This window comes from Methylosinus sp. LW3 (assembly GCF_000527115.1).
In the GTDB taxonomy this organism is placed as follows: Bacteria; Pseudomonadota; Alphaproteobacteria; order Rhizobiales; family Beijerinckiaceae; genus Methylosinus.
The window spans coordinates 2,351,656-2,377,638 of record NZ_AZUO01000001.1 but is presented as its reverse complement, the minus strand read 5'-3'; the positions used below and the strand labels follow the sequence as shown (position 1 = coordinate 2,377,638).

The following is a 25,983-nucleotide window of genomic DNA, read 5'->3' as shown; positions in this document are numbered from 1 at the left end:
CAATGGAATTGGCGACGCTTCGCTTCGTGGAGAGCGTTCTTTCCGCTCTCGCCGTCGGACTATTGCTGCTGCCGCGCCTCGTAGAGGAGGACGGCGAGCGCTTCAAAAAAGCGATCGCGGGCGCCGCGGTCCTGCGCCTGCTGTTCGGCTTCGGCCTCATCGTGGCGACGGCGCGCGCCATCATCCCCGCCGGCCGTCCGGTCGATGCCGACGCGCTGCTGCAGTTCATTTCCGGCACGGTGATCGGAAAGGCCTGGGTGGCGACGCAGATTCTCGCGGCGGTCTTCACTGTCGCGACGCTGGCGCGCCTGCGGATCTCCAATCTCTGGCTCGATCGCGCGACGCTCGGGCTCGGGCTCGCCGTGCTCGCGGTCGTGTCTGTCACTGGCCATGCGGTGGACGACAGCCTGCTGATCTACACGCAGCTGAGCTTCCCCTTCCACACACTGGCGGGCCTCACCTGGATCGGCGGCCTGCTCGGCCTCGTCTACTGGATGTTCACCGGCCGCGGAAAGCCGCCGGAGGTCGCCTGGCGTCTCGCCGAGCGCTGGTCGATGATCGCCAAGGGCGCGATGCTGATCGTGCTGATCAGCGGCCTCATCCTGGCATGGGAGACGGTCGGCAGCTTCGGCTTCATGCTGGCGACGCCCTACGGACGACTGCTCACAGTCAAATTGGCTCTGCTCTGCGCAGCGCTGCTGCTCGCTCTCTCGCTCGCGCGCTATCTGACGCTTGCCGACTCCAAGAAGGGCTTCGATTTCGCCTGGTACAGCAAGATCGGCGGCATCGAGGGCGCGTGCGCGCTCGGCCTTTTGTTCATCGCAGGCTGGATCGCCACCATCACGCCGGCGGCGCATGAGACGAACGTCTATTGGCCGCTTCCTTTCCGCGTGACTTGGGCCGGCACATGGGGCCTCAAGGTCACGCCCTGGATCGATCCCACTTGGCAATGGGGCGTCGCCGGAGCGGCGCTGGCGGTCGTCGCCGGCCTCGCCTGGTTCGGGCCGGCGCTCGTCGCGGCCGTGGGGCTCACGCCTTTGCCGCAGCTCCGCGAGTGGCGAAAATATTCGACCTCGGCGCTGGCGCTGGCGGCGGCGGTCTGCGGCACGGTCTCACTGTCGGTGCAGGCCTATCCCGAGACCTATACCGACCCGCCCATCGCTTACACGGCGGCATCGGTGAAGCGCGGCTATGAGACCTTCCAGGCCAATTGCATCGCCTGTCACGGCGTCACCGGCGAGGGCAATGGACCCATGGCCAAGGGTCTGCGTGTGGCGCCCGCCGATCTCACCGCGCCGCATGTCGCGACGCATACGCTCGGCGATATTTTTCACTGGCTGACCTATGGCGGACAGAGCGGCGTCATGCCGGCCTTCGGCGATGCGGTCACCGAGGACGAGCGCTGGGACCTCATCAATTTTCTCACCGTTCTGTCGAATTCCAACCAGTCGCGCTTCCTGAGTCCCAAGGGCGTCATCCCTTGGCTCGTCGCGCCCAATTTCGCGCTGGACGATCCCAAGGGCGAGATCGACGACCTCGAGAAGCTGCGCGGCGTGCCGACGCTCGTCTCCTTCGCGCGGTGCAAGCCGGAGGATGCGGATTTCGCCGATCGTGTCGCGAGTCTGAAAGTCGCCGCCGAGACGGTGAAGGCGATGGGCGCGCATCATGTCACCGATTATTTCGGCGAATGCCCGAATGATCCGAGCGCGCTGACGCCGAGCCATCCGGACGCCACAGAGCTCACTTATTCTCTCATCAATCATTATCTCGACGAGCCGGTCATCAATGAGATTCCGGAAGGTCATTTTCTGATCGATCGCTCCGGCTATGTTCGAGCCCGCTTCCGCCATTTCGGGACCGACGACGGCGCGGTCTCGCTGCTGAAGGCGCAGATCACGCTGACCGCGAAAGAGCCGATCGTCTATGTCTCGCCGCATCAGCACTGAGCGGCGAAGGAGTTGCGCGCAATTCGTCGCATGGTCGCGATGCGGCGGAACGGGGCCGCGAGAGCCTCGCCGAGAAAAGAGCGACGAATGCAGCCGACGAGCTTTCGTCGGGCAAGTAAGGGAGAACGCACATGATGATCAAGCGGCGTGATCTGTTGGCGGCTGGCGGCGCTCTATTGGGCGGCGCGGCGTGCGGCGTTTTGGCTCCGATGCGCGCGGCGCAGGCTCATGAATATGAGCTCGGCAAGCTGACGATCGAGCATCCCTGGGTGCGCGCGCCCAAGGACGGCGAGACCACTGCCTATTTCTACGCATTCGTCCACAATAAGGGCGGCGCCGACAAGCTCATTGCGGTGAAATCGCCGAACGTCGGCAAGGTTACCTTGCACGCCGACGCCAAGCACACCATCGCGGAAGGCGGCATCGCCATCGCGGCCAATAAGACGACGACGCTCTCGCCCGAAGGCGCGCATGTCGTGCTCGCCGAGGTCAAGAAGATCAACCCCGTCGGCTGGGGCATGGAACTCGTTCTCGTCTTCGAGAAGGCAGGTGAAGTGACGGTCGACGCGGCGGTCGATGCGCCCGACGCCAAGCATGCGCATGACGCCGAGGCGATGCAGCGATGGGAAAAGGCACATCCGGAAGGCGGCACGACGTCTCCGGCCGGCGGCGCTGAAGAGCACCACCACGACCATCACGATCACAAGGACGATCACAAGTCCATGGATATGAAGTGACCCTGGAGACGTAGAGGTCTGACGCGCGGTTCGGCCATTGCCGGGCCGCGCTTCTTTATGCTCAGTCGGCCGAATCCAAAGAGAGAAGGCGACCGGAAAAATCGCTCGCGTCGGAGGAGACGGCGGGCGTCGGCGGCGAGCTGCGTGGGGCGTTGAGCGGCAGAGCGAAGCCCAGGATAAAGGCGGCGAGCGCCATTGCCGCGACCAGGAAAAGAGAAACCCTGAATTGACGCCGCGCCGATTCCGGATCGAAGCTATGCGTAAAAGCCGGCTCCATGCGGTTTTCGAACTTATCCACCAACGACATGACGCACCCTCTCCGGGACGCTCCCCCGAACGTCCGACGCGTCGCGACCGCTCCCACGATCGCTCGGCGAATGATAAACGGCGGCGCCGGCCAAAAAGTTTCACGCCTCGAGCAGCGGGCGCCGGTTTTTTTCGCGAGATGAATTTTTTGTGGTCGTCAGGCCGTCGATCGTAGCGACGCAGTGGCGCCTGCGTGGCGAAAACATGCCTCGCGCGAATTTGACAGAATTATCGCGAACAATGCGGCCATTGTGATCGCGCCGAGAGGCAGAGACGTCGCCGTTGCCACGGGGCGCGCCGCGAGCGGAATGATGAAAGCCGCGGTGAGAGCGCTTTTCATATAGGGACCGAAGCCGCGTTCGAGCCCAAAGGAGACGAGCAGCGCGAAGGCGGGCGCGAGCGCCGTCATATCGTAGTCGAGACAATAGGGCGTCGTGAGGAATGTCGCGACGATCGCGCCGGCGGCCTTGGCGCGATAATCGGCGCCGCTGCGCCACAGCCAGACGAGCGCGGCGAGAGTCGTCGCCGTGGCCAGAGTCTGCGCGGCATAGGCCGTCGCTATATCGGCGCCGAGCAGGCGCGCCGCTGCGAAGACGCTCTGGATTTTCGGAAAGCCGGCCGCGCCGCGTTCGACGACGAGATCGCGCGTGACGTCGAGATTCTGAACAAAGGCGATCCAGCTTTCTGGGCCGAAGAAGAAGAGGCTGGCGAGCGTCATCACGAGGAGCGAGGCGGCGGCCGAAGCGAGCGCGCGCCAATGGCCGCCGACGATGAGCGCGACCGGCAGCGCGAGCGCGAATTGCGGCTTATAGGCGAGCAGCGCGAAGCAGAGGCCGGCGAGCGCCGGCCGGCGCGGCAGCGCCAGAAAGCCGAAGCCGAGCAGGGCCGCGGTCAAAAAGCCGTTCTGCCCATGGCCGAGATTGACGAGCGTCGCCGGAAAGGCGAGCGCGAGAAGCGCGACGCGCCCGGGGGGCGCCGCGCCGCCATGCATGAGCGCGAGCACGGCGACGAGATAGAGGGCGAGCGTCGTCATCTGCCAGACGGCGAGCGCTTCGAGATAGGGAAGATGTGCGAGCGCCGTCGCCGGCGCGAGGAAATAGGGCGGGTAATGCCAGCCATAGACGTCGCTGCCGGCGCCGAATTCGGCGCGCTGCTCGGCGATGTGGCGGGCAAGATCAAAGGGCTGTTCCGGATGGCCGCGCAAGGTCTCGAGGCCGGCGACCCACACTTGGCTGAAATCCGTGCCCAGCGGATGGCCATTGGCGTCGAAGCGGCCCTGCGCCGTCATCAGCACGGCGGCGACGCAGCCGACCGAGAGCAGCAGCAGCATCGCCGGATAGACGCGCAGACGCTCTTCGTCGAGCCAATCGCCGCTGCGCAGCTTTTCCCACATGTTCCGCGCCTCTCCACGGCTCGAGGTGAAGCCGAGCGTCGCAATTCTACGGAGGAGAGGTTAAGCGCTTCGTTTCGACGCGGGGGCGGCGGGCTGATTTTCGATTGCCCCGCACGTCCGCCGCGTCTATCTTCGACCTGATTGTGCACCGCACACATGCCCAGAGGAGCTCCCCAAATGGCCTTCATCGCCGACGCTTTGTCACGCGTGAAACCTTCCGCCACGATCGCCGTGACGCAGAAGGCGCGTGATCTCAAAGCGCAGGGCAGGGAGGTCATCTCGCTCTCGGTGGGCGAGCCGGACTTCGACACGCCCACGCATATTTGCGACGCCGCGGTCGAGGCGATCCGCCGCGGCGAGACGCGCTATCCGCCGGTGCTCGGCATTCCGCAGCTGCGCGAGGCGGTGGCCAAGAAGTTCAAGCGCGAGAACGGCCTCGACTACAAGGCCTCGGACGTCATCGTCGCCACCGGCGGCAAGCACATCCTCTTCAACGCCTTTCTGGCGACGATCAATCCCGGCGACGAGGTGATCGTCCCGGCGCCCTATTGGGTCAGCTATCCGGAGATGGTCGCCATTTGCGGCGGAACCACTGTCTTCGTCGACACGACGATGGAGCATGGCTTCAAGCTGCAGGCGGCGGACCTCGAGCGCGCCATTACGCCGCGCACCAAATGGCTGGTGCTGAACTCGCCCTCCAACCCGTCCGGCGCGGCCTATACGCATGACGAGCTCAGCCAAGTCGCCGAAGTGCTGCTGCGCCATCCGCAGGTGCATATTCTCACCGACGACATCTATGAACATCTCGTCTATGGCGATTTCAAATTCGCCACCATCGCGCAGGTCGAGCCCGGCCTCTTCGACCGCACGCTGACGATGAACGGCGTCTCCAAAGCCTATGCGATGACCGGCTGGCGCATCGGCTTCGCCGCCGGCCCGGCGCCGCTCATCAAGGCGATGGACATGCTGCAGGGCCAGCAGACCTCTGGCGCCTGCTCCATCGCGCAATGGGCGGCGCTCGCGGCGCTGGAAGGTCCGCAGGATCATCTCGCCGTGTTCCGCAAGGCGTTTCAGGAGCGGCGCGATCTCGTCGTCTCCATGCTCGGTCAGGCGAAATATCTGCAATGCCCGTCGCCCGAGGGCGCCTTCTATGTCTTTCCCTCCTGCAAGGAGGCGATCGGCCGCAAGACGCCGGAGGGCAAGGTGATCGAAAGCGACGTCGATTTCGTCACCGCTCTCTTGGAGGCGGAAGGCGTCGCCGTTGTGCAGGGCTCAGCCTTCGGCACGGGACCGAATTTCCGCGTCTCCTATGCGGCGTCCAACGCGACGCTCGAGGACGCCTGCACGAAGATACAGAGGTTCTGTGCGAGCTTGGTCTGACGAGAAAGTCTCGCCTCGGCGTTTCGGGAGAATGTCGGCGTGCGCGATATCGAGAACGAGGTTCTCGTCGTCCTCCGAACGCTGACGCCTTCCGGCGCCGAGATCGAGCGATCAAGTCGGATCATCGAGGATCTCGCATTGCTCTCGGACGATGCGACGGCAATGGCCCTCGACCTCGAAAGACGGTTGAAGATGCGGGCGCCGCGAACAGAGTGGGCGACGGTCGCCACAGTGGCGGACGTTATCGAGCTGCTGCGCAGAAATATCGAGCGATAGCCGGAACAAAAAGCGCCCCTCGCAACAAAGCACGAACCGCGCTATTTATGGCTCCAGTGGTCGGGAAAAAGGAGCGCTCTGTTGGGCATTGCATTCGACACGCTGAAATTCGTCGAAAAGCTCGAGGCGGGTGGCTTCACGCATGAGCAGGCGAAAGCAGCGGCCGAGGCCTTTGCTGAGGCGACGAGCCAAGAGCTTGCTACAAAAGCGGATTTGCGCGAGCTCGAACTGCGGATGACCGTCAAGCTCGGAGGTCTGACGGTAGTCGCGACCGGCATTCTTCTCGCGGCAATTCGTTATCTGCCTGGAAATCATTGATTTTGAGGTCTCGCCAGCAAGACTTGCCGACTTCCTTTGTCGGTGGGCGCGGGCAACGAGGCCTGTTCGAAATTTGACGGCGGCGACGCATCGCGCCGCCGCCGTATGAAACTGTCTTACTTCGTCGCGGCCTCGTAGAGCTCCTCGACATATTCCCAGTTCACGAGATGCTCGAGGAAAGCCTTGAGGAAGTCGGCGCGGCGGTTGCGGTAGTCGATGTAATAGGCGTGCTCCCACACATCGGCGACCAGCAGCGGCTTGGCGCCGAACACCAGCGGGTTCTCGGCGTTCGGGGTCTTGCGCACGGCGAGCTTGCCGTCCTTGATCTCGAGCCACACCCAGCCCGAGCCGAACTGGCCGAGACCCTGGGTCTGGAACTCTTCCTTGAACTTGTCGACCGAGCCGAAGGACTCGACGATCGCCTTCTCGACCTTGGCGGGAATCGCGCCGCCGCCATTGGGCTTCAGCCACTTCCAATATTCGGAGTGGTTGTAGATCTGCGCCACATTGTTGAAGATCGGCACGTTCTTGCCGTAGGAGGCGACGATGATCTCCTCGATCGGCTTGCCCTCGAACTCGGTGCCTTTGATCAGATTATTGGCGTTGGTGACATAGGTCGCATGATGCTTGTCGTGATGATACTCGAAGGATTCCTTCGACAAATAGGGCTGCAGCGCATCATAGGCGTAGGGAAGGTCGGGAAGGGTGAAGCTCATATTCCTTGCTCCTGACTTGGGTTCGCGAGCGCAGCATTCTCCGCTCGCCTCTACCTAGAACCCGGCAGGGCTCCAAGCAATCTCGCACGGCCGCAGTCTAACAATTTTCGTGCAAAGCTCGGACGACAAGCGCATTCCGGGCGCGAAAAAAGCCCGCCCGATCTTCGATCGGACGGGCTGTGGTCATTTCGCCTGCGAGGCTGTGGTCATTCCGCCTGATGGAGGGCGGTCTGCTCCGGCTGCGCTCCGCGCCGCCAGGCCACCAGCCACAGACCGGCGGTCAGTCCGAGGAAGCCGATCCCGTAGAGGACATATTCGATCGTGTTCCACAGGCTGAGCACGCCGACGCGGAAGGGAAAGCGCGAACTCCACTCACGCCCGTCGCGATCGGCGACGGTGATGATGGCCACATAATTTCCCGGCTCCTTGAAGTCATGCTCGAAGGTCATGGTGGCGTTGTTATGAATCTTCGGCGGCGCGTAGAACTCCGGCGCCGCGGCGTCGCTTCCGTCCTTGACGATGCGCACGCCAATGGCGATGTCGCGTACATCCACGGCCGGGCCGGCAGGCGCAGCGGCCTCCCGATTCTGGGCCATGTAGGAATCCGGCTGGCGACCGGAATCGATGGCCGTGAGCGCGATCACCGTCGGGCCGGTCCGGGCGATGTCGTCGCAGAACTCCTCCGGCTCGCCTTTTCGCTGATAGCCGATGAAATGCACCTTCACCGGACCGACTGTCGTCACGCATTCGTCCTGCTCGAGCTTTACCCCGCCATGCGCGAAAGCAGAACCCGCTGTCGCCAAAGCGAATAGAAAGCTCAGTGCGAATATATTACGCCTCGATGAGCGCGTATCCATGGTTTCGACTCCCCTGAGATAGGCGGATCGTTGCCGACTTTCCTCCTGGAGACATTGGTCTCCATTATTGATGTCTGTATCGGCGTCACCGAATTCCATGTGACGTTACGACGCAGAAATATTGTTTTCTAAAGGGTTGAATATCATCTTTGGGGGCCGGTCACGGCGCGTGCGGCGTTTCTCCACACTCGCGCCGGAATTCTCGCGCGGAATGCGTGCATGGAATGCTTGGCGAAAACCGTCGGCGCGACCCGCGAGCGGGCGTGCTAACAGATGGCGGGCGACGATTCTCGCGCGTGATCTCGTCGCCGGTTGCACGGTCGCCATGCGAGAGGAAGAGGCGGAACATGCGGAGCGTCTGGTTCTTTCGGCTGACGCGTTGGGGCGTCTTGGGGCTCGGCGTCGCGCTCACGACTTGGGGCGTGGCGGCGATGTTCGAAGGCTGGGACAAGATCCAGATCGAGCGCGGCTGGAGCCTGTTCATCTCGGGCGCGGTGGCTCTCTCGGGCGGCGTGGTGACTTTGGCGATCGTCGCCGCTCTGTCGCGTCTCGACCATGCGCTCGCGACATTCGCTCCGCAGGCGGCGCGCATCGCGCCGGCGCCCGTGATTTCGCAGCCGGCCCTCGCGCCGGAGATGGAGCCGCCGCCGGCGATGGCCCCGCCGACAGCCATGGCGCCGCCGCCTGGCTTCGAGGCCTATGCGCCCAAGCGCTATGTCGAGGCGGAGCCGGTCGAGGTCGACCGCTATGAGAATGGCGGCGCGCTCTATGTGATGTTTTCCGACGGCTCGGTCGAGATTCGCGGCGAGGGCCGCGTGCGGCGCTTCGCCTCGCTCTCCGAGCTGCGAGCGCAGGTCAACGCCTGACTCGGTTTTCAGACCGCCAGTGAGATCGTCACCGGCACATGGTCGGAGGGGCGCGTCCAATTGCGCGCCTCGCGCAGCACATGCATCTGCTCGAGCGCGCCGGAGAGCGCCTCGCTCGCCCAAATGTGATCGAGCCGGCGGCCGCGGTCGGATTTCTCCCAATCCGAGGCGCGATAGCTCCACCACGTATAGAGCTTCTCCTCCTTGGGCACGAAGCGGCGCATCGTGTCGATCCAGCGCCCGGCCTCGACCACGCGGCCGAGCTTCTCCACCTCGATCGGCGTGTGGCTCACCACTTGGAGCAGCGCCTTATGGCTCCAGACGTCCTGCTCCAGCGGCGCGATATTGAGGTCGCCGACCAGCACGACGCGGCCGTCCGTCACGCGATCGCGCGCGATCCATTCGGCCATCTCGTCCAGAAAATCGAGCTTATGGGCGAATTTCGGATTGATCTCGCGATTGGGCTCGTCGCCGCCGGCCGGCACGTAGAAATTATGGATCGTGACCGGCGCCCCGCCATTGGGGACGCCGACCGACACATGGCGCGCGTCGCCTTTCTCGCAGAAATCGCGCGTCTCTAATAGCTCCAGCGGCTGTTTCGAGACGATGGCGACGCCGTGATAGCCCTTCTGGCCATTGATGGCGAAATGCTCATAGCCGAGCGCGCGAAAATCCGAATAGGGAAATTCGGCGTTGCGGCACTTGGTCTCCTGCAGGCAGATGACGTCCGGCGCGTGCTCCTTCAAGAATTGCGCGACGATCGGCATGCGCAGGCGCACGGAATTGATGTTCCAGGTGGTGATCTTCATCCGTTTGTCTTCTCGAGAGGGAAAATCCGCGCCGCCATATCGTCAGCCGCCGCTGCTGCGGTCGCCGAACAAGAAAGGCGCCACATCGGCGACGCCGGGCGGCTTTTCGGCGCTGAAGGGCATGGGCCGGCAGACCGCCATGGCCGAGAGGCCGACGCGCGCGGTCAATAGACCGTTGAGCACGCCCTCGCCGAGCTTGGCGGAGAGCTTGGCGGCGATGCCATGGCCGACCACCTGCTGCAGCAGCGAATCGCCGATGGCGAGCCCGCCGGTGATGGCGAGATGCGCGCCGACCGAGCGCGCGAGCTTGAAGAAGCCCAGCATTCCCGGCCGTCCGCCATAGATTTCGGCGATGCGGCGCATCAGCCTTATCGCCTGCGCGGCGACGAACAGCACGTCGAGCAGCGCGCGTGGGCTGACCGTGGTGACGATGGAGACGCGCTTGGAGGCGTCGGCGATCTCGCGCCGCGCCTGCGCGTCCAGCGGATGCGCGAGATGGCGCTCGGCGAGATCGACGAGATCGCGCCCGTCGATGATCTGCTGCGAGAATTCCAGCACCAGCGCGCGCGCGCGGCCGGTCTCGGGGCGGTCCTCATAGAGCTTGCACAGCTCCTTCACATGCTCGCGCGCGGCTTTGATGTCGTCGCGAAGCCGCGCTTCGGCGAGGGCGATATGCAGCTTGGCGATGCGATTTTGCCGCGCGATGGCGGCGATCTCCTTGGCCAGCATCGCCGCGGCGGCGACGAGCGCCAGGCCGGCGAGCGCGAGCCCGACAGTTCCGAGCATGGCCGAATGCGCGAAGAGATCCTCGACCAGATTGGTGAGCCACATGCCGCCGGCCAGCGACAGCAGCCCCGCCACGGCCGAGACGAATAATCCGCCCCAGGAGACCAGCATGCTGCGCAGCACGCCGCGCTTCTGCGCGGCCTCGATCGCCTTCTCTTCCTCGACGAAACCGCGCGGCGCCGCTTCGGCCTCGAGCGCGAAGACGTCGATCTGCGCCTCGAAGACGCTGGGCTGGACTCGCTCCGCCTCCAGCGGCTTCGCGCTTTTGGGGGGAACGATCTGCTCGCCGTCGAGGCGGAAGGCGCGCGGGCGCGGTCTGCGTTCTGGTTCCGTCATCTCTGTCGCTTCGATGGCGCTTTCGCCCCGCAGCTTTCTAGCGCATGGCCAACCGCTCCGCCCGTAAAAATTGCCGCCTGCGCCGAGCTCTCGACAGAAATCATCGGGGGCGGGGCCGTCCCGCCCCGGCTCAGGCCGGCGCCCAGGCCTGCCGCGCGGCGAGCTTCTCGTTCTGCTCGAGCGCGCGCAGCCGCGCCGGGCGATTCTCCAGGCCGCCCCAATAGGCTTCGAACTCCGGCCGCTTCTCCAGCACGCCGAAGCGCATGCCGAAGCCGATCATCGAGCCGAGATAGACATCGGCCGCGCTGAAGGCGTCGCCGGCGATATAGCGCCGTCCCGCCAGCGCTTTCGCCAGAGTGTCCAGCACGGCGGCGTATGAGCCGTAGCCGAAGCTCCGCTGCCTGTCCGCGGCCGGGTCCCAGCCGACGGAATGATTGCTCATCGCCGGCTCCACGCAGCCGGCGGCGAAGAACAGCCAGCGATAATAGGCGCTGCGCTCGGCCGTCGGCGGCGCGAGGCCGGCTTGCGGAAACGCATCGGCGAGATAGGCGCAGATGGCCGCGGCCTCCGTCACCACCTTGTCGCCGTGGCGGATCGCCGGCACCTTGCCCATTGGATTGATCGCGAGGAACTCGGGCGATTTGATCGAGGTGCCATACTCCTCGATCTCGATGGAATAGGGCGCGCCGATCTCCTCGAGCAGCCAATGCACGATCATGCCGCGCGATTGCGGATTGGTGTAGAAGACGATCTTAGACATGGAATTTCCTTTTGTGGTCGAGGGCGCGACACGTCCATAAGCCGTCACGCTGTCAGATTCTGTCAGCATCGAGCGACGCCACTCCTTTTGCAGCGTCTGGCGTCGGCGCGGCGGGCGCTCCTCCAGCATTTCCGCCGCCTCGATGCGATCGGCGCGGAAATGACGGAAATCGCCTCTCAGCTCGCACCAGGCGACGAGCACGCGGGCGGATTCGAAAAATCCCAGCGCCACCGGCCAGACGACGCGTTTCGTGCGCGCGCCCTTGCCGTCGGCGTAGGAGATGGCGAGCTTGCGCTCCTCGCGCAGCGCGCGGCGCAGCAGCTTCAGCTCGGCGACATGCGCCCGCGACCAAGGCGGGCCGACGATCAGCGCATCATCCGGCGCGCGCGACCGTCCCTGCGGGAGAACGGCGGATATTTTCGCCATCGCGCTCTGCGCCGCGCGCGAAAGTCCGTCATCGGTGCGCTGCGCCACCCATTTGGCGCCGAGCTCCAGCGCCTCGATCTCTTCTTCCGAGAACATCAGCGGCGGCAGCAGAAAGCCCGGCCGCAAGACATAGCCGACGCCGGGCTCGCCCCCGATCTCCGCGCCCATCGCCTGCAGCGCGGCGATGTCGCGATAGAGCGTGCGCAAGGAGACGCCGGCCGCGCGTGCGAGCTCGGCGCCGCTGACCGGGCGTCGGCGCCCACGCAGGAGCTGCAAGAGTTCGAAGAGGCGGCCGGCGCGCGACATGGGCCGCGAAGCTAGCACGGGACGGGGAGCGGATCGCGGCTCTATTCTTTCCGCGGATAGGGCGGCTTGAGCTGGCTCGCCAGCAGCGCGACGAGGCTGGACTGCCGGCCGACGCCGGTTTTGGCGAACACGCTCTTGAGCTGGCTGCGAACGGTCGCGGGCGTCGTGCCCTGACGGCGGGCGATCTGTTCCAGCGACAGGCCCGAGACGATTCCGCCGGCGACGCAAGTCTCGGCGGCGGTGAGATCGAAGAGGCCTCGGATCACCGTGGCGTCGGGCGCTTGGCGGAGCGCTATGGGCGCGACCACCAGAAGCGCGCATCCGCCGTCGAAGAGATCGCGCGATTCGCCCGCCATCGGAATGAGATGGACGACCGCAGCGTCGCCGTCGCGGCCGCGGGCGGGAAAGGAGCGCGCCGTCGTCGCGGCGAGGCTCGACACATCGGCGAGCGCGCGCCGCAACATGCCATTGGCGGCGGAATCGGCGAGAGCGACGCGGTCGTCGGGCAGCCATTTGACATGAGGCGTCATCTTCTCGATGAGCGAATTGGCGGCCAGGGCGCGGCCGCGCGAGTCGAGAGCGGCTGCAGGGAGGCCGATCAGCGACAGCGCCTCGGTGGCGACGCGCAGCCGCTCGAGCCGCCAGCGCGCCGCCAGAAAGCCGGCGCGCGCGAGATGCGGACGAAACGCGTCGAGACGGGCGATATCGGCGGCCGCGAAGGCCGGCTGGCCGACGCGACGGCTGATATGGACCACCACGAAATCCCCCGTGGGCATGGGCATGGCCGTGGCGGCGGCGTGGCGCAACCCATTGGGCGTTCCCCAATGCGTCATCACCGGATCGGCGAGCCATTCCTCCGGCGTGAACACGGTTTCGGCGTCGAGGAAGCCCGCATGGTCGGCGGCGAGCAGTCGAACCGGCGCCTGGCTGCGCGCGCCGGCCGGCGACCGCAGATAATCGTCGACGCCGACCATTGCGGGGGAATGTCGCCAGCCGACCCAGGCGTCGCTTCGGCGCGTGAGAATGATTCCGCCGTCGGCTTCCGCCGTGGCGGCCAGCTCATGCATCGCGAGCGGCCAGAGATCTGGATCGGTGGCGGCGCGATAGATGAGCTCGACGAGGCTTTCGAAATTGATCATGGTCGGCTCGAAAATGAATGTATCGAAATGAGAAACAAAGCTTCGGCGCGTTTCGAAGCAGCTTTCGCGCCAGCGCGCGGCGTCTCGCGCTTCGGCGCCGCTTTTGGCTCGGCTTGCGGCGAGCGGCGGCCTCGACTAGTTTGCGCGCCGCGTTCGGCGAAAGGCGCCGGCCGCGCGGCGCGGGTCTTTCTCCTTGGCGTTTTCTTCTTTTCCAGAACTCGGCGCGCTGGCGGTCGGCTATCTGCTCGGCTCGATCCCCTTCGGCCTGCTGCTGACGCGGCTCGCGGGGACCACCGACATTCGCTCGATCGGCTCCGGCAATATAGGCGCGACCAATGTTCTGCGCACCGGGCGTAAAGATCTCGCCGCTGCGACTCTGCTGCTCGATGCGCTCAAAGGCGTCGCCGCCGCGCTCATCGGCGCGCTGATCGCGCCGGACGGCGCCGTCATCGCTGCGGCGGCCGCCTTTATCGGCCATATCGCGCCTGTCTGGCTGCGCTTTCGCGGCGGCAAGGGCGTCGCGACATTTTTGGGCGCGCTGTTCGGAATCAGCTGGCCGGCGGGCCTCGCTTTCGCGGCCGTCTGGCTGTCGATGGCCGCTCTGTTCCGCTACTCCTCGCTGTCCGCGCTGGCGGCGAGCCTCGCTTCGCCGCTCGTTCTCGCGGCGAGCGGCCATGGCCGTGAGGCCATCGTCTTCGCGGCCATGGCGGCGCTGCTGTGGTGGAAGCATCGCGACAATATTCGCCGCCTGCTCTCCGGCAATGAGAGCCGCATCGGGCAGAAGGCATGAGCGCTTCCTCCTCCGCGACGCGCTTGACGGAGGAGCAGCTCTTTCATTGGCTGCGGCTCATTCGTTCGGAGAATGTCGGGCCGCGCACCTTTCGCCAGCTCGTCAACAGGTTCGGCGGCGCGCAGGCGGCGTTGGAGGCGCTTCCCGATCTGCTCGCGCGTTCCGCCCATGGGCGCATGATCCGCATCGCCGAGCCGGACGATGTGCGCGCCGAGATGGAGCGCTCGGCGAAGCTCGGCGTGCGCTTCGTCTCGCTCGGCGACGCCGATTATCCGCAGCCGCTGCGCGCGATAGAAGCGGCGCCGCCATTGTTGGCGCTGCGCGGCTCGGCGGAAATTCTGTCGCGTCCTTGCGTCGCCATCGTCGGCTCGCGCAATGCGTCTGCAGCGGGGCTCACCTTTGCGGAGCGTCTGGCGCAAGGCCTCGCGCGGGAAAATTACGTCATCGTCTCGGGCCTCGCGCGCGGCGTCGATCTCTCCGCCCATCGCGCCAGCCTCGCGGCGGGAACCATAGCCGTGCTCGCCGGCGGCCATGCGCGGCCCTATCCCAATGAGCATCGCCCCTTGATCGAGGAGATCATCGCGCGCGGCGGCGCGGTGGTCACGGAAATGCCGCTCGAATGGGAGCCGCGCGGGCGCGATTTTCCCCGCCGCAATCGCATCGTCTCGGGCCTGTCGCGCGGCGTCGTGGTCGTGGAGGCGGCGCGCCGCTCCGGCTCGCTCATCACCGCGCGCTTCGCCATGGAGCAGGGCCGCGAGGTGTTCGCCGTTCCCGGCTCGCCGCTCGATCCGCGCGCCGAAGGAACCAATGATCTCCTGCGCCAGGGCGCCACTCTCTGCGCCGGGGCGGACGATGTCACCCGCGCGCTCGCCGCCGGCGCCGGCAGGCAAGGCGATCTCTTCGGCGAAGGGGAGGGCGCGCCCAAGGAGGAGCCGTTCTGGGAAGAGATGGACGATCTCTTCTCGCTGCAGGAGCGGGCGCCGAATTTCATGCATGAGCGCGCCGCTCCCATCGCGCCGCAGCCGGAGATCGCGCCGATCGTCGCCGCGCGGGCGCGAGAGGCGGAGACGGTCGATCCGCTCGCGCGCGTCATGGCGCTGCTCGGGCCGGCGCCGGTCGCCATCGACGATCTCGTGCGCGCCGCTGGTCTCCCTGCGCGCGAGGTCAACGCCGCGCTGCTGGAACTCGATCTCGCCGGGCGGCTCGCGCGCCACGGCGCCAATCTCGTCTCGCTGGCTTGATTTGAGGCTTTATGCGCGGCCGCGCGAGTCGGCGGCGCGCTCACGTGATTTCGTCTCGGCCTCGACGCGCGCCAGATTGAGGAAATAGGCGAGCATGGTGAGATCGGACCGGTCCGCCATCGTCGCCAGCTCGCCCGCCATTTGCGCGATATAGACGGCGAGAGAAGCCGTCGATGCTTCTTGCGCGTCCATCTCGGCGGGGGCTGCTTTTGCGCTCTTCGACATCGGCTCCTCGCATCGGCGCATTGGATGGCGGCGGCGATTCAGATGTTCAACTTACAGTCGTAAAATGCCTCGTCGCCGACAGCTTGTCAACGCGACCGCAGCTATGTCGTCAGGATTTTTTGCCTTGAACGCCATGCCTCTAGAGGCAAAGGCGGACGCCCTCGCAAAGCGGCGCAATACAACTAAAAGTTTTCATATCGAGGCCCCTCCGGCGCGGCGGGAGCGTTAACGGAGGGTTTTTTTTGACGCTCGATGGTCTGGACGGCCGGTAAGCGCGCCTTAGTTCCCCTTCACCTGGGCCGCGCTTCTCTCAGCGGAGCGACGGCGTGATCGGGAATTTTTCAATGAGGCGCGAGTTGAGCGACCGATGAGTTGGGGGACTGATATGTGCGTTGGCTTCTCTTCACCGATCGCGCTCCTCCCGGCGCATCTGGTCGTCTGCGCCGTCGCGTCTACCGTCACTGAATGAACGTCTGCGCCGGCGCGGATCGCGCCGTGACGAAAGGTTCCTGTCGCCCGCTGCGGGCGGCGGGAAAGGGGGGCGAGAGCCACGAGGAGGCTTGGGTATGAGCAAGGTTGTGAAGTTGTCTCTGCTGGGCGCCGCTGGCGCCGTGATCGGCATCGCCGCGCCGGGCGTCGCTCTGGCCGGTCCGGTCGGAATGGCGAATGTGGCGTCCGTGTCGCTTCCGGCGGCGACGGACGAGGTCCATTATCGTCGCATTCATGCGGGCCGCTCGGCCCATTACTGCCCGCCGCGTCGCATCGAGCACCGCACGGTCTATGTGCGTCGCATCATCGAGCGCCGCACCGCCTACTATCCGATGTATGAGCGTCGCACGGCCTATGTCGCGGCTCCGGTGGCGACGGCTGTCGTCGTGCCGGTCGTCGCGGCCAGCTACGCCTATCCCTCCTATGGATATGGCTATGGCGGCGGCGGCCCGGGCATCATCGGCGCCGGCGCCGGTCTTCTCGGCGGCGCGCTGAACATCGGCTTCGGCGGCGGCGGCTGGGGCGGCGGCTGGGGTGGCGGCTGGGGGCGTCGCGGCTGGTGGTGAGCCGGTCGTTCTAGCCTCCCGTAGCGAGGCGCCCCAGCCTGTCTAGGGCGCCTTGCAGAATATAGGCCGCGGCCATTCTGTCCACGACCTCGGCCCTTTTGGCGCGCGACACGTCCTGCGCCAGCAGCTCTCTGGTGACGGCGGCCGTCGAAAGCCGTTCGTCCCAGAAGGCGTAGGGCGTTCGGCGCATCGCGTCGAAATTGCGCATGAAGGCCCGCGTCGCTTGCGCGCGCGGGCCTTCAGAGCCGTCCATGTTGAGCGGCAGGCCGACGATCAGCGCGGCGATTTCGTGCTGCGCGATCAAGGCGACGAGCCGCTCGGCGTCCTTGGTGAATTTCACGCGGCGGATCGTCTCGAGCGGCGTCGCGAGGCGGCGCTCGACGTCCGACAGCGCGAGCCCTACGGTCTTCGTGCCGACATCGAGCCCGATCAGCCTGCTTTTTTGTGGCAGCAGAGCGGCGAGCTCCTCGAGCGTCTTTTGTCCGGCGGTCATGCCTATTCGCCTAGCACGTCGCGCGGCTTTCTGGAAATCCGGCGCGCTCGTTGCATCACGGGCGGACGCGCGCATTGCGCCCTCGAAGCCGCGAGTGGTATAGCGCGCGGGACGAAGTCGGAACGGAGCTCCATAAAATGTCCGTCGATCAGGCGACTGTCCGCCGCATCGCCCATCTCGCGCGCATCGCCGTCGAGGACCAAGAGGTCGAGCGCCTCGGCGCGGAGCTCAACGCCATATTGGATTTCGTCGCCGAGCTGTCGAGCGTCGATGTCGCGGGCGTCGAGCCTTTGACCTCCGTTCTGCCCATGCAAATGAAGAAACGGCAGGACGTCGTCACCGACGGCGGCTTCGCCGACGCCATTCTGGCCAATGCGCCGGAAAAGGACGACCATTATTTCGTCGTGCCCAAGGTCGTGGAATAAACGCCTTCCGCAAAGACGAGCGACGCCCGCCAGACGCGGGCCTTTGAATAAGACACGAACGAGCGAAACGCATTCATGTCCGATCCTACGCATTTGTCCCTCGCCGAGGCGCGCGACGCGCTCGTTGCGAAGAAGCTGTCGGCGACGGAGCTGACCAAGGCCCATATAGAGGCGATAGAGAAAGCGCGCGCGCTCAACGCTTTTCTCACCGAGACGCCAGAGCTCGCGCTCGAAGCCGCGCGCGACAGTGATGCGCGCATCGCGCGCGGCGAGGCGCGCCCGCTCGAGGGCCTGCCGCTCGGCATTAAGGACCTCTATTGCACCAAAGGCGTGCGCACCACGGCGGCGAGCCGCATCCTCGACGATTTCACGCCCACTTATGAATCGACCGTCTCCGCCAATCTGTGGCGCGACGGCGCGCTGATGCTGGGCAAGCTCAATCTCGACGAATTCGCCATGGGCTCCTCCAATGAGACCAGCGCCTTCGGCCCTGTCGTCTCGCCCTGGCGGCGCAAGAAGGGCGATGGTTTCGACGACGCCAAGATCGTTCCCGGCGGGTCCTCGGGCGGCTCCTCCGCCGCCGTCGCGGCGCGTCTCGCGCTCGGCGCCACGGCGACGGACACGGGCGGCTCCATTCGCCAGCCTGCGGCTTTCACCGGCACTGTCGGCATAAAGCCGACCTATGGCCGCTGCTCGCGCTGGGGAATTGTCGCTTTCGCCTCCTCGCTCGATCAGGCGGGGCCGATCACGCGCACGGTGCGCGACGCGGCGATCATGCTGCGCTCCATGGCCGGTCATGATTCCAAGGACACGACCAGCGTCGATGCGCCGGTTCCCGATTATGAGGCCGCGATCGGCGCCTCGGTGAAGGGCCGCCGCATCGGCATCCCGAAGGAATACCGCATTGGCGGCGGCGCCGAGATCAATGCGCTCTGGGACCAGGGCGTCGCCTGGCTGCGCGACGCGGGCGCCGAGATCGTCGAGATTTCTCTGCCGCACACGCGTTTCGCTCTGCCGGCCTATTACATCATCGCTCCGGCGGAGGCCTCCTCCAATCTCGCGCGCTATGACGGCGTTCGCTACGGCCTGCGCGAGAAGGGCCGCGACATCGCCGACATGTATGAGAAGACGCGCGCCAAAGGCTTCGGGGCCGAGGTGCGCCGCCGCGTGATGATCGGCGCTTATGTGCTCTCGCATGGCTATTACGACGCCTTTTATGTGCGCGCGCAAAAAATCCGCAGCCTCATCAAGCGCGATTTCGACGAGGCTTTCGTGGCCGGGGTCGATGCCGTGCTGACGCCGGCGACGCCTTCCACCGCTTTCGCGCAAGGCGAGAAGGGCGCGGCCGATCCGGTCGAGATGTATTTGAACGACATTTTCACCGTGACGGTGAACATGGCCGGCCTGCCGGGCATTGCGGTGCCGGGCGGCCTCGGCGCCGACGGATTGCCGCTCGGCCTGCAACTCATCGGCCGCCCCTTCGACGAGGCGACCTTGTTCTCGCTCGCCGCGGCGCTGGAGAGCGCGGCGCCGAAGATCGATTTCCCGCGGCCTTGGTGGACAGAGGCGAAATGACGCGCAGAGCAGAGGCAGCAAAGCTCGAACCGCGCGACGAAATGTCGGACGTGCGCGCCACCATAGACGCGCTCGACGACGAGCTCGTCGCTCTGCTCGCGCGCCGCCAGCGCCAGATCGAGCGCGCCGCGGCGGTGAAACCCTCGCTCGGCATTCCCGCGCGCGTGCCCGAGCGCGTCGACGAAGTGCTGGCGCGCGTCGCCGCGGCGTCGCAGCGCGAGGGGCTCGATGTCGAACTGGGGCAAGCGCTGTGGCGCGCGCTGATCGAATGGTCGATCGGCTATGAAGTTGGACTGATGGGTTCCGACGCCTCTGAGAACGGGACGCCGACGAAAATATCCGAGTGATCCGTTGGTGTCGTGGCGCCGATACTGCGTGTAAACAAGCATTTTGTTAATTCATTTATCGTCTCGATTTGCCGTCAGGAGCGTATCGTGAGGAGTTATTTTGTCATTGTCGGCGCGCTTTTTGCGCTGTCGATTGTGAGTTACAATCGCATCATCTTGCTTTTCTCTATTATATTTGTCGTTCCCGGCGTCATCCTATTCGTCGCGAGCACTGCGTTGTTTTACGCGCTCGGCGCTGGACCGGCCGCCTATTTATGGCGCTCTCGGCGACCGCGAGCCGCATTGGTTGTCGGAGTGCTTTGCGAAGCGGCAGTGGCTCTCGGCCCCGGTTACCGAGGTCGACAGGAACTCGAGGCTTTCGAAGCGTCAGCGATCGCAGGAGATTTTGCGCGCGAGCCGACACTGCGCGCGAAGAGCTTCGAAATTCCCTTGGACGGGTGGGCGCCGTCCGATGATCCGGTTACGCGGTCGCCGGATTGCAGCATTCTCTGTCGGGACCTGCTGTATCGCGCGCGCGTCGAATCCGTATTCGTCGAAGCAACTGGCGGCTTGTGGCGATACCGGCTCGACTGGCGTGACCGGTGTCCCGTGCGATATCGAGACCTGCGGGAGTTTGGAGCGAGCGCTTCTGTAGATGGCAAGTGTCTGGTCGGGGAACAGGTCGCTGTCGACGGCGCCGATGTGAAATTGAGGCTCGATCCTCGTCGCGATCTCATCCCGCCGGGTTTTAGCGAGAGGTCGACGTTCTGGCGGATCGTCTCGCCACCGCAGACATGGGAAGTCGACGAGCGGATCGGCGACGGTTTTCAACTCGTCGAGCGACGGACTGCGACTCAAGGGGCCTATGCGCCGACGCCGCTCTATGTTTTGTTCGCGTCGGAAAGCCCTGTCACGAAAGATTATCGACCGCTCGTCACGTCGCGGCTCGCCGGCGGTCGAACAGCGGATTGGCGAGAGATCGTGAGCCGCCGCTATGGACTGAGCTTCGACAGTTCGGCGCTCGCCGAGCGCCCCGTCACCTTCGCCGAAGTGGACGCTGCGAAGCGCGTGCTGACGCGCGCCTCGGAGCACGACAATGATCTTTCCCGCGACGACCTGGCGCGGGTGCGTCCAGTCGCCGAGAAGGTGGTGATGCAGTCGTCCTTTGGTCCCGATGAGATGGATTTTTTGCGGCTGCTCCTGCGGCGTCCGCTTCTCGATGGAGCTAAATTCGATCTGGGCGCCGTCGATGTCGGGCGCCATGCGTCTGCCTGGCGCGACTTGTTGCCAGACATCGTCTCGCTGTTCGAAACGCCATCTTCCGTGGGCGATCGTGATTTCCGGCGGGTCATGAGCAGTGTGCTGGAGCAGTCGCCACGCGAGGCGCTCCGTATCTATCGGCCGCGCTTCGAACGAATTTTGTCGGACCCGTCTCTAGCACGCGATTTGCCGGGAGTCATTCGTCGCTGGGGCGAAGTTTCCGACACGCCGAAGCCTGTGTTGCTTCGTCTGCTCGAGGATGAGGGCGTGCGAGGGCCCGCGATGGTCGGTCTCTGCCGGATCGCTCTGCCGCATGATGACGAGATCGTCGAAAAGCTCTTCGACATTCTTCCCCGTATGAGGCGTTTCGATTTCGCGGCCGGTGACGCGAGCGGAGTAGCCACCCTCTTGCTGGCCGGCGAACGCCGTCGGCTGCAGGCGCTTTCGACCTCCTTCGCCGACGCCGAGGGCGCTCGCGAGCTCTCGAGCTTGCTGAAATGGATAGAGGCCGAAGCGCGCATAGTTCAATGCGGCTGACAAGGCAGATCGCCCGACGATGACCGATTTCTCGATGAACATTGGGCGCGTTCTGGCAAATTTGGCGAATCCAGGCAGACGAGCGTCGGCGCGGCGACGCGTCTAGGGGGCGGGCGAAGCTCTCGATATCCTCGGGGCGCAAATCTTCGCGGGGCGGATGCCTTTGCGATCGACGACGCAGAAAATTTCCGCGGCCGGTGCTTTGGGCTATAATCGCCGCCGACATACAGCGAGCATCTCGCCGCAAGCCTTCGAGGACGCCATGACCGCAGCCGTTTCCCCTAATCCCGCGAAGCTCATCAAAGGCGCAACCGGCGACTGGGAAGTCGTCGTCGGCATGGAGATACACGCCCAGGTGACGAGCAAGGCCAAGCTCTTCTCCGGCGCTTCCGCGGAATATGGCGGCGAGCCCAACGACCATGTCTCGCTCGTCGACGCCGCCATGCCGGGCATGCTGCCGGTCATCAATGAGGAATGCGTCAAACAGGCCATTCGCACCGGGCTCGGCCTGCAGGCGCAGATCAATCTGCGGTCCGTCTTCGATCGGAAAAATTATTTCTATCCCGATCTGCCGCAGGGCTATCAGATTTCCCAGTACAAGCATCCGATCGTCGGCGAGGGCGAGGTCATCGTCGATGTGACGCCCAGCGAGCGCATCACCGTCGGCATAGAGCGGCTGCATCTCGAGCAGGACGCCGGCAAGTCCATCCACGATCTCTCGGCCACCGAGAGCCATGTGGATTTGAACCGCTCCGGCGTCGCGCTGATGGAGATCGTCTCCAAGCCGGACATTCGCTCGGCCGAGGAGGCGCGCGCCTATGTCTCCAAGCTGCGCACCATTCTGCGCTACATCGGCTCCTGCGACGGCAATATGGAGCAGGGCTCTCTGCGCGCCGACGTGAACGTCTCCGTGCGCAAGCCCGGCGCGCCCTTCGGCACGCGCTGCGAGATCAAGAACGTCAACTCCATCCGCTTCATCGGCCAGGCGGTGGAGGTGGAGGCGCGCCGCCAGATCGGCATTCTCGAGGATGGCGGCGTCATCGCTCAGGAGACGCGCCTCTTCGATCCCGGCAAGGGCGAGACGCGCTCCATGCGCTCCAAGGAGGAGGCGCACGACTATCGCTATTTCCCGGACCCGGATCTGCTGCCGCTGGAATTCGATCAGGCCTATGTCGACGCGCTGAAGGTCGAACTGCCGGAGCTGCCGGACGAGAAGCGCGCGCGCTTCGTCGCCGATTACGGCCTGCCGCCCTATGACGCCGGCGTGCTCGTCGCCGAGCGCGCGAGCGCGGACTTCTTCGAGGAGGCGGCGAAAGGCCGCGACGCCAAGCTCGTCGCCAATTGGGTGATCAACGAGCTGTTCGGCCGCCTCAACAAGGAGGGGCTCGACATTACGCGTTCGCCCGTGTCCGCTGCGGCGATCGGCGCCATCGTCGATCTCATCTCCACCAGCGTCATCTCGGGCAAGATCGGCAAGGATCTGTTCGAGATCGTCTGGCAGGAAGGCGGCGATCCGCGCGAGATCGTCGAGACGCGCGGCTTGAAGCAGGTGACGGACACTGGCGCGATCGAGAAGGCGATCGACGAGATCATCGCCGCCAATCCCGACAAGGTCGCGCAAGCCAAGGCGAAGCCGACCATGCTCGGCTGGTTCGTCGGCCAGGTGATGAAAGCGACCGGCGGCAAGGCCAATCCGCAAGCCGTCAATGAGTTGCTGAAGAGCCGTCTCGGCGTCTGAGACACTTCCGACAGAGCCGAAACTCGAATCACCGGCGGCGTCGATTCGATCGAATCGACGCCGCGCGATGGCCGCAGCGCGGCTTTCGCGAGACGCGGCGCGCGCGCTGCGCACAATTTTTTTTCACATGGTTAGCAGCGCTGCGAGAGCGCGCGTGACGAGCTTCGCAGAGGCGGCGCCGGCGTCGTCGCGCATGCGTCGAGACATGCGAAGCGATCGGCGCGGAGCGTCGGCGACAGCGTGAAACGAAAGCGCAAAATCGCGCTTCGTCATGCGCGCATCGTCGCGCGAATGCGTTACGCGCAATTGCTCGCATCTCCTAGTCATTGAAGAAAAACAATAGATTGAAAGGCCTCGTCGACGGTCGCGCGGAGTGCGTGGACATTTCGAGGAGGCGTCGTCGTCGATGCGCGACGCGCCTTTCGAGCGCTGTCGAGATCGCTTTCGACATGCGTCTTCCGCGCTGCGTCTTACGCCTTCATCGACATGCGTCGCGGCGTTCATCGGCGCGCGCATTCGCTGCTGTCGCGCGCTATGCGACATCGCATTCGCGAGCAATTCGTGAAAGCGCCACTTGAACGACTGGTTAACCACGTTACGCTATTGCGGCCTATTGTCGGTCATAGCGACATTCCGACGATATGGATCAAGGGGACTGAAGATGGCGAAACCAACGACGAAGCGTAAGCCTGCGAAAAAGGCGGCCGCGAAGAAGGGTGCTCGTAAGACTGCGACCAAGAAGGCGGCGACCAAGAAGGCCGCGACCAAGAAGGCCACCGCCAAGAAGGCTACGCGCAAGGCCGCTTCGAAGAAGGTCGCCCGCAAGACCACGCGCAAGACGGCGACGAAGAAGCGCGTTGCGACGAAGAAGCGCGTTGCGACCAAGAAGCGCGTCGCCACGAAGAAGCGCGTCGCGACGAAGAAGACCGCCACGAAGAAGGCCGTGCGCAAGGCGCCCGTCAAGCGTCGCGCTCCGCGCAAGGCCAAGGAAACTCCTCCGGCTCCCGAAAGCTCGGAAGCGGTCTGACGAAAGACCCGCGGCCGAAACGCGTTCGCCATGCGCAGCCGATCCACCTCGCATCGTGAACGCGTTTCGCAGCACTTCTCTCGCCCGGGCCGGCTCGGCCCGCGCTCCTTGCTCCTGCTGATCGGCTTTCTTTCTCTCGCGCTTTTCCGGCCGACCTCGACGCGAGGTCCGCGACGGCGGGCGAGACCGCTCCCTCAGGCCATCAACGGGTGAGACATCTGGTCGCGAACTCGCGCCAGCTCGTTCCCGCCGTTCGACCTTCCTGCCGGATCTTCATCCATTGTGTGGCACATTGGCGCATGCGCTCGCGCGAGGCGCGCGGCAGCGAGGGCGGCGGCGTCGATGTGTCGAGCGGCGGCAGCTCCTGCGGCGGCGCGGGCGGCGTCTCTACCGCCGGCGGCTGCGGCGCGCGCTGCTCTGGCGGACGTCGTGGCGGCGCAGGCGCGCGCGTCGCGCGGCGCGCGGCTGCGTGCGGCGGACGTTCGCTAGCAGACTGTGGCTGAGGCGCTGCGACGACAGCGGTCGCGAGCGCGCAAAGCGAGGCGACGATCGCCGCAAAGGCGCTCCGCGATGAAGAGAGAGCGCCGGAGTTCACGCGTTCCGCCATCGGCTCCCATTGCTCGTCGCGCCGCATCCGCGGATGAGAGCGCGGCGTCGGACGTGAGGACGGCTCTAGACCGGAAGGCGGCAGGGCGTCAATGTTCGGAGGTTTCGCAGTCTTCCCATTGCGACGAGCGCCATGCTACGCACGCTTCGCCGCCGTGCGCGTTTTCCGTGACGCGGCTGCGCTGGAGGTCGCGCCAATGAAATCTCCCGGAAACAAATTCGCCGACGCCTCCGCGCGGCTCGCGCTCACCGCGCGCCCGCGCCGCAATCGCAAGAGCGAATGGGCGCGCCGCCTCGTGCGCGAGACCAGGCTCTCCGCCGACGATCTCATCTGGCCGCTGTTTCTGCTCGACGGGGCAGGGCGCTGCGAGCCGATCGCCTCCATGCCGGGCGTCTATCGCTATTCGATCGACACGGCGCTGGAGGCGATTGAGGAGGCGGCCTCGCTCGGCGTGCCGGCGGTGGCGCTGTTTCCCAATACTGATCCGGCGCTGCGCGATCCGCATGGCTCGGCCGCGCTCGATCCCGAAAATCTCGTCTGTCTCGGCTGCCGCGCGATCAAGAAAGCGGTTCCGGGCATAGGGATCATCACCGATGTCGCGCTCGATCCCTATACGAGCCATGGTCATGACGGGCTGCTCGTCGGCGATGAGATCGTCAATGACGAGACCGTCGCCGTGCTGACGGCGCAGGCGGTCAATCAGGCGCGCGCCGGCGCTGATGTCATCGCGCCCTCGGACATGATGGACGGGCGCATCGGCGCGATCCGCGCCGCGCTCGACGCCGAGGGCTTCGAGAATGTGCAGATCATGAGCTACGCCGCCAAATACGCCTCGGCCTTCTACGGACCGTTCCGCGACGCCATCGGCACCAATAAGACTCTGCGTGGCGACAAGCGCACCTATCAGATGGACCCCGCCAATAGCGACGAGGCGCTGCGCGAGGTGGCGCTCGATCTCGAGCAGGGCGCCGATATGGTGATGGTCAAGCCGGGCATGCCCTATCTCGATATTGTGCGACGCGTCGTCGACGCCTTTCATGCGCCGACCTTCGCTTATCAGGTGTCGGGCGAATATGCGATGATCGAGGCCGCCGCCGCCAATGGCTGGCTCGACGGCGAGCGCGCGATGATGGAGAGCCTCACCGCTTTCAAGCGCGCGGGCGCCGCGGGCATTCTCACTTATTACGCGCCGCGCGCCGCCGCCTTCCTGCGCCGCGGCTGAAGCCGCGGCGAGAGCTCCGGGCCATCATCGCGAGGAACGAAGCGACGAAGCGATCCAGGGGCCGCCCTATGGCCCTGGATTGCTTCGCTTCGCTCGCAATGACAG

27 protein-coding genes are annotated in these 25,983 nt (G+C 65.3%); 16 read left to right on the top strand and 11 right to left on the bottom strand.

The features are described 5' to 3' along the window. Nucleotides 1–2 precede the first annotated feature (2 nt). Together METLW3_RS0112075 and METLW3_RS0112070 are read left to right on the top strand one after the other, a co-directional pair. Nucleotides 3–1,946, top strand: a complete 1,944-nt coding sequence (locus METLW3_RS0112075; protein ID WP_024880167.1) for a c-type cytochrome — start codon at nucleotides 3–5, stop codon at nucleotides 1,944–1,946. 131 nt (nucleotides 1,947–2,077) lie between these two features. Further along, a complete protein-coding gene (locus tag METLW3_RS0112070) occupies nucleotides 2,078–2,683 on the top strand; it encodes a copper chaperone PCu(A)C (protein WP_024880166.1) in 606 nt (201 codons plus the stop codon). Between the two features lie 61 nt (nucleotides 2,684–2,744). On the opposite strand, the gene METLW3_RS0112065 is transcribed toward METLW3_RS0112070, so the two are convergent. After that, the gene (locus tag METLW3_RS0112065; RefSeq protein WP_024880165.1) at nucleotides 2,745–2,990 is read right to left on the bottom strand and encodes a hypothetical protein; all 246 of its coding nucleotides are present in this window, start codon (nucleotides 2,988–2,990) and stop codon (nucleotides 2,745–2,747) included. A 156-nt stretch (nucleotides 2,991–3,146) separates the two neighbouring features. Continuing rightward, nucleotides 3,147–4,382 (bottom strand): glycosyltransferase family 87 protein, encoded by a 1,236-nt coding sequence (locus METLW3_RS0112060; RefSeq protein ID WP_024880164.1) that lies wholly within the window; start codon nucleotides 4,380–4,382, stop codon nucleotides 3,147–3,149. Nucleotides 4,383–4,559: 177 nt separating this feature from the next. On the opposite strand from METLW3_RS0112060, the gene METLW3_RS0112055 reads away from it, so the two are divergent. From METLW3_RS0112055 to METLW3_RS0112045, 3 genes are all read left to right on the top strand, one after another. Beyond that, nucleotides 4,560–5,762, top strand: coding sequence for a pyridoxal phosphate-dependent aminotransferase (locus METLW3_RS0112055; protein ID WP_024880163.1), 1,203 nt, complete (start codon nucleotides 4,560–4,562; stop codon nucleotides 5,760–5,762). Between the two features lie 39 nt (nucleotides 5,763–5,801). Continuing rightward, the gene (locus METLW3_RS0112050; protein WP_024880162.1) at nucleotides 5,802–6,038 is read left to right on the top strand and encodes a hypothetical protein; all 237 of its coding nucleotides are present in this window, start codon (nucleotides 5,802–5,804) and stop codon (nucleotides 6,036–6,038) included. An 81-nt stretch (nucleotides 6,039–6,119) separates the two neighbouring features. After that, a complete protein-coding gene (locus METLW3_RS0112045; RefSeq protein WP_024880161.1) occupies nucleotides 6,120–6,356 on the top strand; it encodes a DUF1640 domain-containing protein in 237 nt (78 codons plus the stop codon). Nucleotides 6,357–6,472: 116 nt separating this feature from the next. Here the strand turns inward: METLW3_RS0112045 and METLW3_RS0112040 are convergent, their stop codons facing one another. Together METLW3_RS0112040 and METLW3_RS0112035 are read right to left on the bottom strand one after the other, a co-directional pair. Then, complete coding sequence (locus METLW3_RS0112040) at nucleotides 6,473–7,072, bottom strand: superoxide dismutase (RefSeq protein WP_024880160.1); 600 nt, start codon at nucleotides 7,070–7,072, stop codon at nucleotides 6,473–6,475. A 206-nt stretch (nucleotides 7,073–7,278) separates the two neighbouring features. Continuing rightward, entirely contained in the window at nucleotides 7,279–7,815 is a 537-nt protein-coding gene (locus METLW3_RS0112035; RefSeq protein WP_245267326.1) for a hypothetical protein, read from the bottom strand. Between the two features lie 461 nt (nucleotides 7,816–8,276). Here METLW3_RS0112035 and METLW3_RS0112030 point away from each other — a divergent pair, with 461 nt between their 5' ends. Next, a complete protein-coding gene (locus METLW3_RS0112030; RefSeq protein WP_024880158.1) occupies nucleotides 8,277–8,795 on the top strand; it encodes a hypothetical protein in 519 nt (172 codons plus the stop codon). An 8-nt stretch (nucleotides 8,796–8,803) separates the two neighbouring features. Here METLW3_RS0112030 and xth read toward each other — a convergent pair whose 3' ends face one another. The 4 genes from xth to METLW3_RS0112010 all read right to left on the bottom strand — a co-directional run bounded on the left by xth (nucleotide 8,804) and on the right by METLW3_RS0112010 (nucleotide 13,357). Beyond that, nucleotides 8,804–9,604, bottom strand: coding sequence for an exodeoxyribonuclease III (xth, locus tag METLW3_RS0112025; RefSeq protein WP_024880157.1), 801 nt, complete (start codon nucleotides 9,602–9,604; stop codon nucleotides 8,804–8,806). 42 nt (nucleotides 9,605–9,646) lie between these two features. Further along, nucleotides 9,647–10,726, bottom strand: coding sequence for a TIGR01620 family protein (locus METLW3_RS0112020; protein WP_024880156.1), 1,080 nt, complete (start codon nucleotides 10,724–10,726; stop codon nucleotides 9,647–9,649). A gap of 130 nt (nucleotides 10,727–10,856) precedes the next feature. Further along, nucleotides 10,857–12,218, bottom strand: a complete 1,362-nt coding sequence (locus METLW3_RS0112015) for a WYL domain-containing protein (protein WP_024880155.1) — start codon at nucleotides 12,216–12,218, stop codon at nucleotides 10,857–10,859. Between the two features lie 41 nt (nucleotides 12,219–12,259). Continuing rightward, on the bottom strand, nucleotides 12,260–13,357 hold the full coding sequence (locus METLW3_RS0112010) for a helix-turn-helix transcriptional regulator (protein ID WP_024880154.1): 1,098 nt from the start codon (nucleotides 13,355–13,357) through the stop codon (nucleotides 12,260–12,262). A gap of 193 nt (nucleotides 13,358–13,550) precedes the next feature. Between METLW3_RS0112010 and plsY the strand changes: the two genes are divergently transcribed. Together plsY and dprA are read left to right on the top strand one after the other, a co-directional pair. Continuing rightward, nucleotides 13,551–14,147, top strand: a complete 597-nt coding sequence (plsY, locus tag METLW3_RS0112005; protein WP_024880153.1) for a glycerol-3-phosphate 1-O-acyltransferase PlsY — start codon at nucleotides 13,551–13,553, stop codon at nucleotides 14,145–14,147. Continuing rightward, entirely contained in the window at nucleotides 14,144–15,388 is a 1,245-nt protein-coding gene (dprA, locus tag METLW3_RS0112000) for a DNA-processing protein DprA (RefSeq protein ID WP_024880152.1), read from the top strand. The genes plsY and dprA overlap by 4 nt, the downstream gene beginning before the upstream one ends. A gap of 9 nt (nucleotides 15,389–15,397) precedes the next feature. Here dprA and METLW3_RS25495 read toward each other — a convergent pair whose 3' ends face one another. Then, nucleotides 15,398–15,613: a hypothetical protein gene (locus tag METLW3_RS25495; RefSeq protein ID WP_245267325.1), complete on the bottom strand. Its 216-nt coding sequence runs from the start codon at nucleotides 15,611–15,613 to the stop codon at nucleotides 15,398–15,400. A 566-nt stretch (nucleotides 15,614–16,179) separates the two neighbouring features. Here METLW3_RS25495 and METLW3_RS0111990 point away from each other — a divergent pair. Continuing rightward, nucleotides 16,180–16,668: a hypothetical protein gene (locus METLW3_RS0111990; protein WP_024880150.1), complete on the top strand. Its 489-nt coding sequence runs from the start codon at nucleotides 16,180–16,182 to the stop codon at nucleotides 16,666–16,668. A gap of 10 nt (nucleotides 16,669–16,678) precedes the next feature. On the opposite strand, the gene ruvX is transcribed toward METLW3_RS0111990, so the two are convergent. Continuing rightward, nucleotides 16,679–17,161 (bottom strand): Holliday junction resolvase RuvX, encoded by a 483-nt coding sequence (gene ruvX, locus METLW3_RS0111985; RefSeq protein ID WP_024880149.1) that lies wholly within the window; start codon nucleotides 17,159–17,161, stop codon nucleotides 16,679–16,681. Nucleotides 17,162–17,298: 137 nt separating this feature from the next. On the opposite strand from ruvX, the gene gatC reads away from it, so the two are divergent. From gatC to METLW3_RS0111945, 6 genes are all read left to right on the top strand, one after another. Then, on the top strand, nucleotides 17,299–17,586 hold the full coding sequence (gene gatC / locus METLW3_RS0111980) for an Asp-tRNA(Asn)/Glu-tRNA(Gln) amidotransferase subunit GatC (protein WP_024880148.1): 288 nt from the start codon (nucleotides 17,299–17,301) through the stop codon (nucleotides 17,584–17,586). A gap of 75 nt (nucleotides 17,587–17,661) precedes the next feature. Beyond that, nucleotides 17,662–19,161, top strand: coding sequence for an Asp-tRNA(Asn)/Glu-tRNA(Gln) amidotransferase subunit GatA (gatA, locus tag METLW3_RS0111975; RefSeq protein WP_024880147.1), 1,500 nt, complete (start codon nucleotides 17,662–17,664; stop codon nucleotides 19,159–19,161). Continuing rightward, nucleotides 19,158–19,508: a chorismate mutase gene (locus METLW3_RS0111970; protein ID WP_024880146.1), complete on the top strand. Its 351-nt coding sequence runs from the start codon at nucleotides 19,158–19,160 to the stop codon at nucleotides 19,506–19,508. Before gatA ends, METLW3_RS0111970 begins: the two co-directional genes overlap by 4 nt. Before the next feature lie 87 nt (nucleotides 19,509–19,595). Further along, nucleotides 19,596–21,284, top strand: coding sequence for a hypothetical protein (locus METLW3_RS28215; protein WP_198022767.1), 1,689 nt, complete (start codon nucleotides 19,596–19,598; stop codon nucleotides 21,282–21,284). Between the two features lie 262 nt (nucleotides 21,285–21,546). Then, nucleotides 21,547–23,022: an Asp-tRNA(Asn)/Glu-tRNA(Gln) amidotransferase subunit GatB gene (gene gatB / locus METLW3_RS0111960; RefSeq protein WP_024880144.1), complete on the top strand. Its 1,476-nt coding sequence runs from the start codon at nucleotides 21,547–21,549 to the stop codon at nucleotides 23,020–23,022. 661 nt (nucleotides 23,023–23,683) lie between these two features. Beyond that, nucleotides 23,684–24,049 carry a hypothetical protein gene (locus METLW3_RS0111945; RefSeq protein ID WP_024880142.1) on the top strand — a complete coding sequence of 122 codons (366 nt, stop codon included), beginning with the start codon at nucleotides 23,684–23,686 and terminating at the stop codon, nucleotides 24,047–24,049. A 202-nt stretch (nucleotides 24,050–24,251) separates the two neighbouring features. Here METLW3_RS0111945 and METLW3_RS0111940 read toward each other — a convergent pair whose 3' ends face one another. Then, entirely contained in the window at nucleotides 24,252–24,656 is a 405-nt protein-coding gene (locus METLW3_RS0111940) for a hypothetical protein (protein ID WP_134188093.1), read from the bottom strand. 196 nt (nucleotides 24,657–24,852) lie between these two features. Between METLW3_RS0111940 and hemB the strand changes: the two genes are divergently transcribed. Continuing rightward, nucleotides 24,853–25,878 carry a porphobilinogen synthase gene (hemB, locus tag METLW3_RS0111935; RefSeq protein ID WP_024880140.1) on the top strand — a complete coding sequence of 342 codons (1,026 nt, stop codon included), beginning with the start codon at nucleotides 24,853–24,855 and terminating at the stop codon, nucleotides 25,876–25,878. The last annotated feature ends 105 nt before the right edge of the window (nucleotides 25,879–25,983 follow it).